Source organism: Streptomyces sp. NPDC002623 (assembly GCF_053592635.1).
In genome coordinates this window covers 372,499-388,000 of sequence record NZ_JBSFWB010000001.1, presented here as the reverse complement: position 1 = coordinate 388,000, position 15,502 = coordinate 372,499, and the positions used below count along the sequence as shown (strand labels likewise).

Here is a 15,502-nt window from a genome sequence, read left to right as displayed (position 1 = left end):
GCTCTACCCGGCGCTCCGGCGCACCACTAGCCACGAACGAGTGAGACTGACCCAGGGTCAGGAGCGGTACGGCCGACCCGTACCGCGTCTCACGCGCGCGTGGACAGCGCCTCCACGAACGTCCGCGCGGCGCCCGACGGCACACCGGCGTACACGAGTTCGACCCGCTGCACGACCCGCGGCTCGACGAGCGGGACGGCGACCGTTCCCGGGACGCCTGTGGCCGCCGAGCGGGGCAGCAGGGTCAGACCGTGGCCGGCGGCGGCCAGGGCGGTCAGGACGCGGACGTCGGCGCCGTCGTAGCGCAGGGCGGGGCGGAAGCCGTGGCCGCCGCCCGCCGCCCGCAGCTGGGCCAGCGGCAGCCCGGCGTCGGGGGCGTCCAGCCAGCGTGCGTCGGCGAGGTCGCCGAGGCGCAGGCCGCCGCGCCGGGCCAGGGGGTGGCTCGCGGGCAGCAGGACGGCGACCGGCTCCTCGCCGACGCCGCTCGTGGTCAGCGGCGCCACGTCGGGCAGGCGCAGGGGGTCGCTGGGCGCGGCCAGGCCGTCGACGAGGCCCAGATCGGCCGCGCCCTCGGCGACGGCGGCGGGTACGTCGTCGCGGCCGAGGACGCGCAGTGTCACGCCGGCCGGCGGCAGCGCGGCAAGGGCGGCGGGGCCGAGGGCGGTCGGCGTGGCGGCCAGCGTCAGCCCGTGCGGGGGCGCCGAGGCGATCCGGACGACGTCCGCGCGGGCCGCGTCCAGGCGCAGCAGCAGCGGTCCCGCGTGTTCGAGGAGCCGCTCGCCGGCCGTGGTGGGGGTGACGGGGCGGCGGGTGAGCAGGGCTGCGCCGAGGTCCTGTTCGAGGCTCGCGATGTGCTGGGAGACGGCGGACTGGGTGTAGCCGAGTTCCCGGGCGGCCTCGGAGAAGGAGGCGAGGCGGGCGACGGTGACGTAGGTGCGCAGGAGGTGCGGATCCATGCGTCCAGGGTCGCAGGGACGCACGGGGGCACGGACGCACGGGGGCACGGACGCACGGGGGCACGAGGGCACGAGGGCACGGACGCAGGGACGCAGGGACGCAGGGACGCAACGGCCTGCGTCCGTCCTGCATCGGCTCTGCATGCGCTCCGCATCAGCTCTGCATCAGCTCTGCTTATGGAGAGTGCAGGAATCATCGTTGGACGTGAAGCGACGGTGCTCCCAGGATGAGGGTCATGACCGATTCCACAGCGCGGATCGCGCGGGTCGCCCTGGTCGGCGACCGCTCCCCGAACGTCGTCTCGCACACCCGGATCCCGCTTCTGCTGGACGCCCTCGCCGCCCGGGACCGGCTGGTCCTGGACGCCTACTGGATCCCCTCCGAGGCAGCGGGGGCCGAGGGCGCGGTGCGCGGCTTCGACGCGGTGTGGGTGGTGCCGGGCAGCCCCTACCGGAGCGAGGCGGGCGTGCTGTCCGCGATCCGTACGGCGCGCGAGGAGGGCATCCCGTTCCTCGGCACCTGCGCCGGCTTCCAGCACGCGCTGCTGGAGTACGCCCGCAATGTCTGCGGGCTGTCGCGGGCGGCGCACGCCGAGACCGATCCCGACGCGGACGACCTGCTCATCGAGCCGCTGGCCTGTTCGCTCGTGGGCCACGAGGGCGAGGTGACGCTCGAGCCGGGCTCGCTCGCCCGGTCCGTGATCGGCTCGGAGCGCACGGTCGAGCGCTACTTCTGCGCGTACGGCCCCTCCCGGCACCTGGACACGCTGCGCGCCCACGGGCTGCGTTTCAGCGGCCAAGACGAGGACGGCCATGTCCGGATCGCCGAGCTCCCGGGCCATCCCTTCTTCCTGGCCTCCCTCTTCCAGCCGGAGCTGTCCGACGACGACGCTCGCCCTCACTCCGTCGTCCGGGCGCTGGCGCGAGCCGCCGTCGAACACGCCACCCGCCGCAGCGCTCCGGGGGGTCTATCCCGTGTATGAGGGTCCGGACGGCGACAGCGTCGACAGGTACGGGGCGGGTGCGGCCGGCGCGAGGTCCGGCAGGAAGCCGTGGGTGCGGCGGGCCAGGTAACCGGACTTGTAACGGTCGACCTCGCGATGCCAGTGCAGGATGCCCGCCAGCCAGTTCTGCAGGTCGACGACGTAGTGCCCCATCGCCTCGCGCGCCTCGGGCGAGAGGTCGAAGTCGTCGTAGACGACCGGCAGTTCGTGCGCGATGACATGCTCGAACTGCTGCATGCGCTGGGTCATCAGGTCGTGCACGATGCCGAGCGCGGTCGGGTAGTCGCAACCGAAGAAGTTCTGCACGACGAGGATCGCGTTGTGCAGCTCTCCCTCGTACTCGATCTCCTTCTGGTACGAGAAGACGTCGTTGGTGAGGCACGCGTAGTCGATGGCGGCGTTCTCCAGCGCCTGGACGGGTCCGGCGCGGTACACCTCGGGCGGGATCGCGGGCCCCTGACCCATCCGGCACATGCTCAGGGTGAGGTCGGAGCCGAAGGTCGCGCGGCGCATCTCCAGGTAGTCGATCGGGTCGGGGACGCGGTTCTGGAGCTGGTTGGACAGCTCCCACACCCAGCTCTCGGTCATAACGTCCACCGAGTCGCGCAGGGTGCGCCGCTGGTCGGGGGTCATGTCCGCGGTGGTGCGCGTCCACAGGTCCAGCAGGCCGCGTTCCATGGCGTTGACGGGGACGACGGGCGCCGCCTCGCCGTCGAGGGGCATACAGGCCGAGAGCCGGGCCGTGGTGAGCCGGGCCGCCGCGAGGTCCCGCCGCCCACCGAAGACCAGCGGGTAGTAGTCGTCGCCGTAGGTGCCCCAGGCGAGCCACTGGGCGCTGAGGTCGAGGGCCTCCGGGGTGGCGTCCGGGTCGAGGCCGGCCGAGCACAGGGGGAGGTCGTAGGCGGCGAGTTTGTCCTCGTCCCAGACGCCTTCCTCCAGGATGCCCATCCGGTGCGCCCAGGTGGTCAGGCGCGGGCGGGACGCCTCCAGGTGCGGGCAGAGCGTGACCTGGTACGGCATGTGGAAGTCGGGCAACAGGGACGGCCCGACCTTCTGGAAGGGCACGTGCGCGTACGCACGCAGGCGTTCGGCGGCGGCCGAGGCGAGCAGCGCGCCGACGTCGGCGGCGGAGGTGCCGGGACCGGTCAGCTTCTGCCAGGGCGCGTCGAGGACGACGCCCTTGTTCATGTAGCGGCTGGAGCGCATGTGCCATTCGTGGCCGCCGGACTGCCAGTCCTGCAGACCCTTGGTGTAGGCGGCGACCGCGAGGACCTCGTCGGGCCGCAGGCCCTTCTCCAGGGCGAGCGCGGGCACTTCGGTGAAGGCGGTGTGCTCGAACTGGTGGAGGCGGGAGGTGAGGATGTCGTTGACGGTGTCGGCGGCCTCCTGGGTGGTGCAGCCGAAGAACGTCTCCAGGACGAGCACGCCGTTGCTGTTCTCCCCCTCGTCCTCGACCTCGCGCTGGTAGGAGAACAGGTCGTTGCGCAGGTGCACGGCGTCGGAGAAGGTCTCCATCAGCACCCTGAGCGGCCTCGACCCGGCGACGGCGGCCGGCACCTCGGCGGTGGCGTACTCCACGAGCCCCGCCGACCAGGGCGCACCGCCCACCTTGCGGCGCATCTCGATGTACTCGACGGGGTTGGCGATCCGCCCCTCGTGGATGTTGGACAGCTCCCACATCGACTCGTTGAGCAGATGTTCCGTCGCGACGGCGAACCGGCGCCGCCACTCCTGCGACATGTCCGGCACGGTGCGCGCCCACAGATCCCGCAGGCCCGCCTCGACCGGGTTCTGCGGCTCGGGCACGGGGGTCGACAGGTCCGGAGGCATGAACAGCGGGAGCCGGTCCAGGTGGGCCTTGCCCGCGGCGCGGTCCGGGGTGCGTTTGAACATGTCGAGGAAGTGGTCGTCGAAGAAGAACACCCACACGTACCAGTCGGTGATCAGCGACAGCGCGCGGCCGTCGCAGTCGGGGTGGGTGTAGGCGCAGAGCAGGCCGTAGTCGTGCGCCTCCAGGTCGGCCTGCTCCCAGATCCCGGACCCCTCCAGCATGCCCATGTCGCGCGCCCACTGCGTCGAGTGGAGCCGCGCCTGATCGACATGCGGGTTCAGCCGCGCCGGATGCGGCATGTAGAAGTGCGGGAGTTCGAACGGTTGAGTCATGGCCGGGCCCTACCCGGGGGCGCCGACCGCCATCCGCGGGGCGGCACATGATCACACCATCGCGTGAATCGGCGGAAATCGGTGAACCGTACGGGAGTTGCCCTGTCCGTCAGCGTGCCCCCCGGATCACCTGCCCGATCTTCGTGCGCAGTGCCGTGAACTCGGGCAGGCCCCGGGTGGTGATCCGGTCGCGTTCGTCAGGGAGTTCGACCGGGAGCTCGACCGGCGGGTCGGGGACGACGCGGGAGCCGGGCCCCGGGGACAGGACGACGACGCGGTCGCCGACGACGCCCGGTGCCTCACTCCCGCACCTGGATCAGCGCGTGCGTTCCGCCGGTGCGCCAGCGCTGCCCCTCGGCCGCGACCAGGGCGGCCTCCGTGTCGGCGTCCAGGCCGGTGATCACGTCGGACTTCAGCGTGCGGAGCGCCGCGACCGGACCGGGGAAGTAGGCGGTGACGTCCGCGAAGGGGGTCGTCGGGGCCCAGCGGCTGTCGCCGACCAGGCGACGGTAGTTGAGGTCGCCCTTCACGATCGTCAGGGCGGCGGCCGCGAACTCGGCCCGAAGGTCGTCCGGCATCTCCGCGTACGGCAGTGGGGAGGCGGAGAACGGGTGGGCGCGCACCGTGAGGGTGCCGTCGGCCATCGCGGCCCAGAGACGACGGCCGTGGTCCGCGGCTGCTCCTCGCGCGCTCGTGAGTTTCCGGAGCGCGTCGACGACATCGGCCGTCGTGGCGTCGGAGACGTAGTACGGATACGGCTTGACGTGCAGGACGACCCGGCGGCATCGCCCATGGGCCAGGAGGTGGGCGGCCAGCAGGAGGTCGGGGATCAGCTCACGGCCCGCATTGTCGGCGACGAGGCAGAGGGCCGCATCCCTGTCCGACAGCAGCGCCCACAACGTCTCGCTGTCGTCGGCGACCAGCCCCGGTACCGCGGCACGCTCCTCGGCCTCGGCGTCGGACAGCCGGAAGCCGAGGTCGGCACGGTTGCCCCAGAGCGAGCCGTGCAGAAGAGCGCGGTCCTGCTCCTCGACCGGGCGGTTCTCCAGGGTGTCGAGTACGGCCAGTTCCTCGTCGGTCTCGGGTGCGTCGAGCTCGGCGAGCTTGAAAGGGCGGAACGGGTCGATGCCCTGCCACGGGCCGGGCCCGAAGTAGCCGACCGCTTCGAGGAGTTGGCGGTAGAAGTAGCTCTCCGACCACAGCCAGGGCACATCGAACCAGGAACGGCCGGCGTACGCGTCGAGACCCCAGGCCCGCCACCGATCCCGGTCGTGCGCGTCGGCGGGAAGCGGCTCGATCGCACCCTTGACGCAGCCGGCCGACAGCGCGTCCAGGCGCTCATGGATGTCGGGACCGTAGGGGAAGGCGTCCCGCACCTGCCGGATGATCGCCGGATGCCGTTCGGCCAGGACGCTGTGGGGGAACGAGCCGGGCTCGTTGCCGAGGATCACGGGCAGGGCGGGGGCACGGTGCATGCGGCTCACCGTATCGCGGGGGCGTACGACGAACGTCGCTCATGCATCGGGCGGGTCACGCAGGCCGCGCGCACCTCCCTCGGTGCGCGGTCGGCCCTCACGCCATGACCATGATCTCCCGCTCCAGCCGCGCGGCGAGGCTCATGAAGCGCGGTCGGCGCGGTACCGGTACGAGGCCGCGGATGAGGACCTGCCACATCTCGGCCGTCCGGCGGGGCAGCCGGCCGGCGGGTTCGCGGGTGCGCCCGACGACGCGGGTGCCGACGACGAAGCAGACCAGGGAGTGGGCCACGGCGTCGACGTCGACGTCCGAGTGGATGTCGGACTCCTTGACCGCGCCGCCCAGCCGCCGGGAGATCAGGTCCAGCAACTCCACGAAGGGATGCGGCAGGGGCGGCCGGACGGCCACTCCCCCGGTGGCGAGTCGTAGGCCGGCCCGGGCGATCGGGCCCTCGACCGACAGTCGCGCCAGACCGAACGTCAGGCGAATCAGGGCTTCGAGGGACGCGTAGCCACGGTCGTCGATCTCACCGGCGACCCGGCGGGCGGCCTGGGACTGCAACTCCATGATGGCGTGCGCCAGATCCTCCTTCGCCGCGAAGTGGAAATAGAGCGCGCCCTTGGTGACATGGGCGTGCGCGACGATGTCACTGAGGCTTGTCGACTCATAGCCATGCCGATCGAACAAGTCGGCAGCGGCCGTGATGATCGTCGTGCGGGTCTGTTCGGCGCGTAACTGCCTCGCCATCGACTGATACTCTCCCGGGCCGGTAAAGAACGGGTCATGCCGTTTTTTCTTACCCCGCGTACACAATAGCTCACCGTACGGCGGTACCGGCCAGGTACGTGAATACCGCCGGACATCGCCGACTCCCCCTGCACTCCCCCGACTTGCCTGCCGACGACGGGCCCGCCGGGACCCAGCCTCCCACAGGACCGGCACCCGGGGCACGGTCGCGGAGACGATCAAAAGAGACGGGGTGCGCGGTTTCTGAGGCGGTTTCCGGAGAGTGAGGCGCTGGAGCGGTCGGGCGACACGTGTAACGGTGCGCTTCGGATCCCCTCGGCGAACGAAGAGCCGTCTGTTTCCGGCCGGGGCGGAACACGGGGCGACCGGTTGGCTTTCCATGGAACCAGAAGACGGCCGTCCGTCGACGCTCCATCGGTCAACTCGCCCTCGCCAAAGGGCACTTGCTCATCGGAAACAGACGTAGGGCGGGCCGGTCGGTGTGGATGCACACCGACCGGCCCGCCCGTTCGTCGCACGCGGCGACCGAGAAGGGAGTCCGCTCAGAAGGTCAGCTTCCAGCTGTTGAGCTTGCCCGTGTCCTGCGCGGCGGTGTCCTGGACGCGCAGCTTCCAGGTGCCGTTGGCCGTCTCGCTGGAGGCGTTCACCGAGTAGGTGGTGCTGACGTTGTCCGCGGAGTCCGAGGAGCTGGCCGCCTTCAGCGGGTAAACGGTTCCGTCGGGCGCGACGAGGTCGATCACCAGGTCACCGCGGTAGGTGTGGGTGATGTCGACGCCGACCTGAAGGGTGGACGGGGCGTTGCCCGTGCGGCCGCTGACGGCGATCGAGGACTCGATCGCGGAACCGTTGTCCGGGATCGAGACCACGGTCGTGTTGGTGTAGGTGGTGCCCCCCGTGGAGCCGCCGCTCACCGCCTGCACCGTCTTGGCCGCGTCCGCCAGACCCGCGCCGCAGCCGCCGGAGCAGGCGCCGGGCAGGGCACGGGCGTTGTTCTTGATGGCCGTCTCGATCTGCGCCGGGGTCAGCGTGGAGTTCGCCGACTTCAGCAGCGCGACCAGGCCCGCTATGTGCGGGGTGGCCATGCTGGTGCCCTGGTAGTAGGCGTACGACTCGCTCGACGCCGTCTTGGCGCCGGAGTTGAGCGTGGACAGGATGCCGTTCGCGGTGCCGGTGCTGGTCTGGCCGCCGGGTGCCGAGATGTCCACGAGGGAGCCGTAGTTGGAGTAGGACGCCTTCGCGCCGGTGCGGTTGGTCGCCGCCACCGAGATCACGTTGTTGCAGTTGCCCGGCGAGTGGTTCGCGACGTTGTCGCTCTCGTTGCCGGCGGCCACGACGACGGTCGTACCGCGGTTCACGGCGGCGGTGATCGCGCTCTGCGTCGCCGAGGTGCACGCCCCGTCGCCGCCCAGGCTCATGTTGATGACCTTGGCGACGTTGGAGTTGGCGGGAACACCGGAGACGGTGCCGCCGGACGCCCAGGTGATGGCGTCGATGATGTCGGAGTCGTAACCGCCGCACTTGCCGAGCACCCGGACCGGGGAGATCTTCGCCCCGTAGGCGATGCCCGCGACGCCCTTGCCGTTGTTCGTGACCGCGGCGATGGTGCCGGCCACGTGGGTGCCGTGCCAGGAGGAGTTGCTGGCCGGAATGCCGGAGCCGCACTCGTTGGCGTTGTACCAGTCGCCCGGGTCGGCCGGGTTGCTGTCGCGGCCGTCGCCGTCGACGGAGACCGCGGTGTCGCCGATGAAGTCGTAACCGCTCACGATGTTCGCGGCGAGGTCGGTGTGCGCGACGTAACCGGTGTCGATGACCGCGACGGTGACGCCGGTGCCGGTCGAAGTGGTCCAGGCTCCGGGCACGTTCATGCCGGCGGTGGACTCGAAGAGGTCCCACTGCTTGGCGTACTCGGTGTCGTTCGGGTCGGCCTTCGGCTTGTTCAGCCGGTCCGGGACCACGTAGGCGACCTGCGGGTCGGCCTGGTACCGGGCGACGACGTCGGCGACGTCCGCCTTGGTCAGGTCCTCTCCCAGGTCGACCAGGGCGGCGCCGGTGCCGAGACGGCGCTGGAAGTCGACGTCCTCGCCGGCCTCCTTGCCCTTGGCGGCGGCGTCGGCCTCGGCGGCCGGGTTGGAACTGGCCTCGGCGGCACCGGACTTGTAGCCGACGATGAGGCGCTCGGCCGGGGTGCCGGGCGCGGCCTCGGTCTGAGCGGTGGGGACGGCGGAACCCTGGGAAACGGTTTCCTGGGCGGCGGCGACGGAGGCGGTCGACGCGGCGGTGAGCAGGGCGGCGGAGACCGCGGCGGCGGATATCAGCTTCCGTCTCAGGGCGGGTGAGGTGCGCAAGGGCGTGCCTTTCGTGGCCGGCTCCGGACAGAGCGGAGCGGCGGTCGATTCGCTTCGGCATCGAAGCGGCGGGGGGTGAATCGAAGAGCAGCGCTGAAGGCCGGCCAGGCGCGGGCGCCGACCCCGTCGGGGTTACCTGTGGGTCGGCTGTGCTGGAACGATAGGCAAAGGATCAGTCATACGGATACAGGGGAAACCCTCGATCCGGCCGGAAACCCACCCTCGACGAGCACGATCGGTCAGCGATCGCCCGATTTTGACCGGTGGCGTGCGCCAGGAAAGGCGTACGGAGGCGCACTGAACGCGCCGGGCCGGGTTCCCGTACTGACGACAGACCGTTCCCGCGCCGGCCGAGGAGACGTCCCCGATGCCCCGCACGACCGCACAACGCACCGCAGCCCTGGCGGCCGCCGCCGTGAGCCCGCTCCTGCTGGCCCTGTGGGCCGCCGGACCGGCCCAGGCGCACGGCGCCCCGACGAATCCGACCAGCCGCGTGTACGCCTGCTCCCCCGAGGGCGGCGCCGCCGCCTCGTCCGCCGCCTGCCGGGCGGCCGTCGACGTGAACGGCACGTCCTTCGCCGCCTGGGACAACCTGCGGGTGGCGAACGTGAACGGCCGCGATCGGCAGACCATCCCCGACGGGCAGTTGTGCAGCGGCGGTCTGGCCGCCTACAAGGGACTCGACCTCGCCCGCGCCGACTGGCCGTCGACCCGGCTCTCCCCGGGCGGGACCCTGAAGATGACGTACGCGTCGACGATCCCGCACACCGGCACGTTCAAGCTGTATCTGACCAAACCGGGATACGACCCGTCGGAACCGCTTACCTGGGCTGATCTGCCGGAACGTCCGTTCGCCCAGGTCAAGGACCCGGCGCTGACCGACGGCGCCTACCACCTCACGGCGAAACTCCCCGCCGACCGGACGGGACGTCAGCTGCTGTACACGATCTGGCAGAACAGCAGCACGTCCGACACGTACTACTCGTGCTCGGACGTGGTGTTCCCGAAAGCGGTTTCGGAAAACGAGCCGGGAGGCGAGGCGGAGAGCACGCCGACGACGAAGGCACCTGTTTCGGCCACGGCCAAGGCCTCCACGAGCCCGACGCCGACCTCGGCATCGGCGTCCGGCGGCGCGTCGGCTTCGGCGGCCTCGGGCGACACACCCGCGCAGGCTGCCGCGGCCACACCCGAGAGCACCCCGGTGGCGTCCGCCACCGGGGAGGGCTCAGGGCCGTCCGCGCCCATGCTGGCGGGCGGCGCCGCAGCGGTGTTGGTGCTCACCGGCGGCGCCGCCCTGGTCGTGCGCCTGCGTCGGCACTGAACTGTCGGCGTTGAGCTGTCGGCGTTGAGCTGTCGGCGTTGAACTCCGGCCCTACGGAGCCCGGTTGCCCACAGGGGCACTCGGGGATCCGTAGGGCACTTAGCTGTTCGCACGGCTCAGCCGCTTCTATGGCTCAGCCGACCGTCCGGCACTCATCCGACCGTCCGGCACTCTTCCGACCGTCCGGCACTCGGCCATCCGTACGCGGATCGGCCGCGCGGACGGTGATCAGTTGACGGTGACGACCTCGCCGGCGGCGTTGGTCACCGGGGCGTACTTGGCGGTGAAGTAGCCGGCCGCGGGGCAGAGGGTCGAACCGGACGACCTGGTGAACGCCTGGTTGGCGAAGGCGATGCTGTTGTCGGTGTTGCTCGCCGTGCCGACCAGGCCGCTGGGCGCCTGGTAGACGCAGGTGACGCTGCCCAGCAGGGTGCGCAGCACGACCGTGGTCTGGACGGCGGTACCACTCGGCGCGGTGACGGTGACCGTGCCGTCCGAGGCCACGGTGGTGGCCCACGGCAGGTTGTTGACGGTGATGCTGGTGACACCGGTGACGCCGAGGACGTTCGAGGTGCAGTTGCTGAAGGTCTGCGCGGTGAGCGACTCGGTGGCGGTGCCGGGCGCGGTGGGGTTGTCGGTGACCGTGGCGGTGAACCCGGACGTGGCACAGGAGATGCCGCTGGTGCCGGTCGCGCTGTTGTACAGCGTCGCGGTGGTACCGCTGGCCAGGGACGCGTTGAGGACGTCACCGACGGCGACGTCGCCGCTGGCGGTCGTCAGCACCGCGCCGGCCGCGGAGGCCGGGCTGACAGCCGTGAGGGAGAGGGCGGCGACGGTGCCCGCGAGGGCGAGGAGGGTGCGGGGGCGGGTGCGCATGTGGTGCCTCTTTCTCAAGTGGGTCTTGCTGAGGGGGAGTTGAGATCTCAGGGGATACAGGGGCATCCAGGGGCCCCGAGCCCCGAGGAGCCTCGAGGGATCTCGAGTGCGTGACTCCTCGGGGGTTGCTCGGTACGAGATGAACCAGCGTGTCGCTTGTCGCGACCTGAGGGGACGCGGATCGGCGTCCGCCGCTGCCGGCCCGTGACGCCTTCTCCGTACGTGACGGACCGGCAACGGCAGCCGGCCGGTGACCGACCGAAGGCACTGGTGAGTGACTCCGGCCGGGCCGGGCGGAAGGGGCGACCGGTCGTGGCCCGCGGGGGGAAGCGGCCGTGCCGGTGCCATGGAGGGATCGAACTCGGGACCGAGGGGCCCGTACTGGCTGAAAAGGGTCCGGGAGCGCGGACAGTGCAGCCGCGCTGCGGATCCGGCGCCACGGATCCGGGCTGAGCCAGGAGAGTTGTAGACCTGCGCGACAGTCAACGTCAAGGCCTGGAAAGGAAGTTGATGATCCAGCAGATATATGCGAGACCCGGGGACGGGGGCCGGGCGCGAGGCCGGCGGAACATGCAGCCCACAGGCGGCACATAATGAACACTCTTTTTCCACATCTCCCTTGACCCGTCGATGTAACCATCGGTAACTTCCTCGGCGGCTACTGCTGCGTAACCAGAAAGCCCTTACGGCTTCCGGGAGTTGTGAGGAGGCGTGCGCAGCAGCCGCTGTCCGCGCCAGGACAACGTGCCGCTGAAGCCCAACCCGCATCACTTAGCGCATGGGAGCAGACATGGCCTCGTCCTCGGACGTCACGTCGTCCGCCGACAACACCCCCGAGAACCCTGAAACCGGTTCCGCAGAGAGACGCGGCCAGGTCCGGCTGCGCCGGGCCGCCGTGATGGCGGTGCCCGCCACCTTCGTCGCCGCGACGCTCGCGGTCCTCACCGCGCAGGGTGCCCTGGGGGTGCAGTTCGCGATCTCCGGGATGCCGTTCGTGGTCACCGCCGACCGACTCGACGGAGAGGGTTTCGCGCAGTTCGGCACGCTGGACCACATGATCGAGAACAGCCCCAACGAGGGTGACACCGGCGGCCAGGTCCTGGTCGTCACCTCGGTCGTGAAGAACGGCAAGATCACCAACATGTGCCAGAGCGTCGACCTCGGCGGCATCCAGCTCGTCCTCACCGCCGGCGGCGGGTCCACCCCGGTGAGCGTGAAGAACCTGGCCATCGACTCCGACGAGATCTCGGGCGACGCCGAGTTCAACAACATCGAGATCGGCCGGGACTCCAGCACCTTCGACAAGGTCCCGATCCAGGGCTCGCCGGGCGTCTACGGTCAGCAGGCCGACACGGTCGTCATCAAGAACCTGTACCAGCACAACTACGCGGCCACCGCCGCCGTCTTCAAGCTTCCCGGTCTGCACATGAGCTTCAAGAGCGAGGGCTGTCCGCAGTGACTTTCACCCAGTGGCGGGACGGCTTCCGGAAGTGGAGGGGTCAACGGCCCTTCGCGGGCGGCCTGCTGCTCGTCCTGGGCGGCGGCGAGATCCTGGTGACCATGAAGGCACCGCTTCCGGTCATCCTGCACGTCGGCATGCAGGGCCTGGCGGGCTACCTTCTGCCCACCATGATGATGCTCTGCGGTCTGCTGATCATCTTCAACCCGGCCCAACGGCTGTTCTACTCGATCATCGCCATCCTGCTCTCCCTGGGCACCTGGCTCACCTCGAACATCGGCGGCTTCGTCATCGGCCTCACGATGGGCGTCGTGGGCAGTTCCATCGCCTTCGGGTGGCTGCCCGACCAGGAGCCGCGCAAGAGCCGTCGCAAGCGGCGCAAGGAAGCGCAGGCGACGGAGCGGAAGGCTGACGCGGTTCTGCAGGGCGGCTCCCTGCCCGAGGCGGGGGAACCCGCCTGACGACACGGAGCCTGGGCCGCGCCCAGTAAAGATGTACGTGATTGCACCGGCGGGGCCGGGACGACCTGCACACACAGCGGGCCGCTCCCGGCCCCGCCGGTCTCGGTTCCGCCCGTCTCGGTCCACCTCACTCGAACAGGTGACTTGGGAACTTCTTTGCCGCCGCGAGGAGTTCTGCGAAAGATCACTGCAATGGGTTCGACGTGAAGGAGCGACACCGGCATGGTGTTCAAACGGCTGCTCGGGGCGATCGGCATAGGCGGCCCCTCGGTGGACACGGTGCTCGACGGCGGGGCGGTGCTGCCCGGCGGAGCGCTGTCGGGTCAGGTCCGCCTCCGGGGCGGCGGTGCGGCCGTGGAGATCGAGGAGATCGGCCTGGAGCTGGTCGCGCGCGTCGAGGCCGAGTACGAGGAGGGCGAGACCGAAGGCGCCGTCGCGTTCGAACGGTACGTCGTGGGCGGCGGCTTCCGGCTGGGTGAGGACGAAGAGCGCAGCGTGCCGTTCACGGTCACGGTGCCGTGGGAGACACCGGTCACCGAGCTGTACGGTCAGCCGCTGGGCGTCGTCCTCGGCGTGCGCACCGAGCTCGTGGTGGCCGACGGCCGCGACCAGGGCGATCTCGACGCGCTGACGGTCCGTCCGCTGCCCGTGCAGGAGGCGGTCCTCGAAGCGCTCGGGCAGCTGGAGTTCGGCTTCCGCTCCGCCGACCTGGAGCACGGTCGCATCGGCGGCACCGGGCAACGGCTCCCCTTCTACCAGGAGATCGAGCTCACGCCTCCCCCGCGGTACGCGCACGCGGTGACCGAGATCGAGCTGTCGTTCCTCGCCACACCGTCCGGCCTGGAGGTCGTGCTGGAGGCCGACAAGCGCAGCGGCCCGCTCACCCCCGGGCACGACGCACTGACCCGCTTCACCGTGCGCCATGAGGACGTCGCCGTCCTCGACTGGAACAGCGAGGTCGACGGCTGGATACGCCGGCTGACCGAGCATCGCGAGGCCTACGGCGCTCAGGCGTACGTCCACTCCGCGCCACACACCGACGGCGGCTCGGACCACAGGTCGGACGACGGCGGATCCGGCCTGGGCACAGCCGTCGCCGCGGGCGCGGCGGGGCTGGCCGTGGGGGTCGTCGGCGGCATGGTCGCGGCCGAAGTGGTCGACGAGATCGGTGACTTCCTCGAAGGAGAGGAAGAGGAAGGGGAAGAGGAGGAAGAAGAGGAAGAGGGGTGAGGACCGGGGGCGAGGACTGAGACGGGCCTGCCGGCGTCCCGGGCCTTCGGCGCGCGGTCGCGGAAGGCTCCCGGGAACGGCGTTTACCTCCGTCGAAAGCCCCTGCGGCGAAGAAATCCCACTTCTCGGTTCAACCGCCCTCCGACGGTGGGAGGTTGAGACACATGAGCAGCGATGAGACGGAAATCGACGGTGCCGACGCCATCGACACCGGGACGGCGCACTCCGCGCGGATCTACGACTACATCATCGGCGGCAAGGACCACTTCCCCGCGGACCGGGAGGCGGGGGACTCGATGGTGCGGGAGTGGCCCGCGCTCCCCGTCCATATGCGCGCCAACCGCGACTTCATGAACCGCGCGGTGCGCCACCTCGCCCGGGAGGCGGGGATACGTCAGTTCCTCGACATCGGCAGCGGCATTCCCACCTCCCCCAACATCCACGAGATCGTCCAGGACGCAGCCCCCGACGCCAGGGTGGTGTACGTCGACAACGACCCGCTCGTGCTCGCCCTGTCCCGGGACCTGGTGCGCAGCACGCCCGAGGGCCGCACGGCGTATCTGGAGGCCGACAGCGCGACCCGGCGGGCATCCTGGCCGCGCCCGAGTTCCGCGACACGTTGGATCTGGACCGGCCCGTCGCCCTCACCGTCATCGCGATCGTCCACTTCCTGCTCGACGAGCACGACGCCGTCGGCATCGTCCGCCGCCTTCTCGATCCGCTGCCGTCGGGCAGCCATCTCGCCATGTCCATCGGCACCGCGGACTTCGCACCCGAGGAGGTCGGTCGGGTCGCCCGTGAGTACGCGGCCCGCGGCCTGCCGATGCGGCTGCGCACGCACGCGCAGGCGGCGGAGTTCTTCACGGGACTCGACCTCGTCGACCCCGGCATCGTCCAGGTCCACCACTGGCGCCCCGACGGCACCGGCACGGAGGCGCTCCGCGACGAGGACATCGCCATGTACGGGGCGGTGGCCCGCAAGCCCTGACCGCAAGCCTTGCCCACAAGTCCTGACCGCAAGCCTTGCTCGCAAGCCCCGATCGCGCCGCTCTTGACGCACTCGGCGCGCGCGAACCGCAGCAACCCGTGGAGATTGACAATCAGTCAACTCACCTGCGGACATGTTCCGCTCCGTCCCCGCCGGCCCGCTCCGGATCACAATGCGGGAGCAGCGCCTCACGCCGGGTGGTTGCTCACTTGACTACCAGCGGTCACACAGGGTTGGCTCCGAGCCAACGAATGTCTCTCGCCGGTGCGCACCCCTCGTTCCGGCGGCGCTCGCCCCGTCCTCCTGCTCTGCCGCACAGCGAGGTGCAGCCCCCCATGAACACTCCCCTCCCCGCTCCTGCTTCTCCCAGATCCCCCGGTTCTCGCGCTTCTCTCGGCTCTCTCGGACCGGTCGGAACAGTCGGCTCTGTCGGATCCCTCGGCTCCCTCAGCTCCCTTGGGTCAGCCGGATCCCTT

At 70.5% G+C, this 15,502-nt stretch carries 11 protein-coding genes and 1 pseudogene; 6 read left to right on the top strand and 6 right to left on the bottom strand.

Going from position 1 to position 15,502, the window contains the following annotated elements; all coding sequences use genetic code 11:
* Positions 1-89 precede the first annotated feature (89 nt).
* Entirely contained in the window at positions 90-956 is an 867-nt protein-coding gene (locus ACWD4O_RS01530; RefSeq protein WP_451276294.1) for a LysR family transcriptional regulator, read from the bottom strand.
* Between the two features lie 236 nt (positions 957-1,192).
* Here ACWD4O_RS01530 and ACWD4O_RS01525 point away from each other — a divergent pair, with 236 nt between their 5' ends.
* A complete protein-coding gene (locus ACWD4O_RS01525) occupies positions 1,193-1,939 on the top strand; it encodes a CTP synthase C-terminal region-related (seleno)protein (protein ID WP_451276292.1) in 747 nt (248 codons plus the stop codon).
* Here ACWD4O_RS01525 and cyc2 read toward each other — a convergent pair.
* The 4 genes from cyc2 to ACWD4O_RS01505 all read right to left on the bottom strand — a co-directional run bounded on the left by cyc2 (position 1,925) and on the right by ACWD4O_RS01505 (position 8,691).
* Complete coding sequence (gene cyc2 / locus ACWD4O_RS01520; RefSeq protein ID WP_451276290.1) at positions 1,925-4,123, bottom strand: germacradienol/geosmin synthase Cyc2; 2,199 nt, start codon at positions 4,121-4,123, stop codon at positions 1,925-1,927. The two genes, ACWD4O_RS01525 and cyc2, sit on opposite strands and share 15 nt — an antisense overlap.
* Positions 4,124-4,422: 299 nt before the next feature.
* Positions 4,423-5,598 carry a damage-control phosphatase ARMT1 family protein gene (locus tag ACWD4O_RS01515; protein ID WP_451276288.1) on the bottom strand — a complete coding sequence of 392 codons (1,176 nt, stop codon included), beginning with the start codon at positions 5,596-5,598 and terminating at the stop codon, positions 4,423-4,425.
* Between the two features lie 97 nt (positions 5,599-5,695).
* Positions 5,696-6,346 carry a ScbR family autoregulator-binding transcription factor gene (locus ACWD4O_RS01510; RefSeq protein WP_450945283.1) on the bottom strand — a complete coding sequence of 217 codons (651 nt, stop codon included), beginning with the start codon at positions 6,344-6,346 and terminating at the stop codon, positions 5,696-5,698.
* Between the two features lie 542 nt (positions 6,347-6,888).
* Positions 6,889-8,691, bottom strand: a complete 1,803-nt coding sequence (locus tag ACWD4O_RS01505; RefSeq protein ID WP_451276286.1) for a S8 family peptidase — start codon at positions 8,689-8,691, stop codon at positions 6,889-6,891.
* A 367-nt stretch (positions 8,692-9,058) separates the two neighbouring features.
* Here ACWD4O_RS01505 and ACWD4O_RS01500 point away from each other — a divergent pair, with 367 nt between their 5' ends.
* Positions 9,059-10,012, top strand: a complete 954-nt coding sequence (locus ACWD4O_RS01500) for a lytic polysaccharide monooxygenase (protein ID WP_451276284.1) — start codon at positions 9,059-9,061, stop codon at positions 10,010-10,012.
* A 228-nt stretch (positions 10,013-10,240) separates the two neighbouring features.
* On the opposite strand, the gene ACWD4O_RS01495 is transcribed toward ACWD4O_RS01500, so the two are convergent.
* Positions 10,241-10,888: a Tat pathway signal sequence domain protein gene (locus tag ACWD4O_RS01495; RefSeq protein WP_451276282.1), complete on the bottom strand. Its 648-nt coding sequence runs from the start codon at positions 10,886-10,888 to the stop codon at positions 10,241-10,243.
* Positions 10,889-11,678: 790 nt separating this feature from the next.
* Between ACWD4O_RS01495 and ACWD4O_RS01490 the strand changes: the two genes are divergently transcribed.
* From ACWD4O_RS01490 to ACWD4O_RS01475, 4 genes and pseudogenes are all read left to right on the top strand, one after another.
* Positions 11,679-12,347: a DUF6230 family protein gene (locus tag ACWD4O_RS01490; RefSeq protein WP_358804278.1), complete on the top strand. Its 669-nt coding sequence runs from the start codon at positions 11,679-11,681 to the stop codon at positions 12,345-12,347.
* On the top strand, positions 12,344-12,808 hold the full coding sequence (locus ACWD4O_RS01485; protein ID WP_451276279.1) for a DUF6114 domain-containing protein: 465 nt from the start codon (positions 12,344-12,346) through the stop codon (positions 12,806-12,808). Before ACWD4O_RS01490 ends, ACWD4O_RS01485 begins: the two co-directional genes overlap by 4 nt.
* A gap of 222 nt (positions 12,809-13,030) precedes the next feature.
* Positions 13,031-14,038: a sporulation protein gene (locus tag ACWD4O_RS01480; protein WP_451276277.1), complete on the top strand. Its 1,008-nt coding sequence runs from the start codon at positions 13,031-13,033 to the stop codon at positions 14,036-14,038.
* 164 nt (positions 14,039-14,202) lie between these two features.
* Positions 14,203-15,026 (top strand): annotated as a pseudogene (locus tag ACWD4O_RS01475) (SAM-dependent methyltransferase).
* The last annotated feature ends 476 nt before the right edge of the window (positions 15,027-15,502 follow it).

Bases quoted from the DNA above. Each gene is read 5' to 3' on its own strand.
- ACWD4O_RS01530 (WP_451276294.1), bottom strand. From the start codon at position 956: ATGGATCCGCACCTCCTGCGCACCTACGTCACCGTCGCCCGCCTCGCC.
- ACWD4O_RS01525 (WP_451276292.1), top strand. From the start codon at position 1,193: ATGACCGATTCCACAGCGCGGATCGCGCGGGTCGCCCTGGTCGGCGAC.
- cyc2 (WP_451276290.1), bottom strand. From the start codon at position 4,123: ATGACTCAACCGTTCGAACTCCCGCACTTCTACATGCCGCATCCGGCG.
- ACWD4O_RS01515 (WP_451276288.1), bottom strand. From the start codon at position 5,598: ATGCACCGTGCCCCCGCCCTGCCCGTGATCCTCGGCAACGAGCCCGGC.
- ACWD4O_RS01510 (WP_450945283.1), bottom strand. From the start codon at position 6,346: ATGGCGAGGCAGTTACGCGCCGAACAGACCCGCACGACGATCATCACG.
- ACWD4O_RS01500 (WP_451276284.1), top strand. From the start codon at position 9,059: ATGCCCCGCACGACCGCACAACGCACCGCAGCCCTGGCGGCCGCCGCC.
- ACWD4O_RS01495 (WP_451276282.1), bottom strand. From the start codon at position 10,888: ATGCGCACCCGCCCCCGCACCCTCCTCGCCCTCGCGGGCACCGTCGCC.
- ACWD4O_RS01490 (WP_358804278.1), top strand. From the start codon at position 11,679: ATGGCCTCGTCCTCGGACGTCACGTCGTCCGCCGACAACACCCCCGAG.
- ACWD4O_RS01480 (WP_451276277.1), top strand. From the start codon at position 13,031: ATGGTGTTCAAACGGCTGCTCGGGGCGATCGGCATAGGCGGCCCCTCG.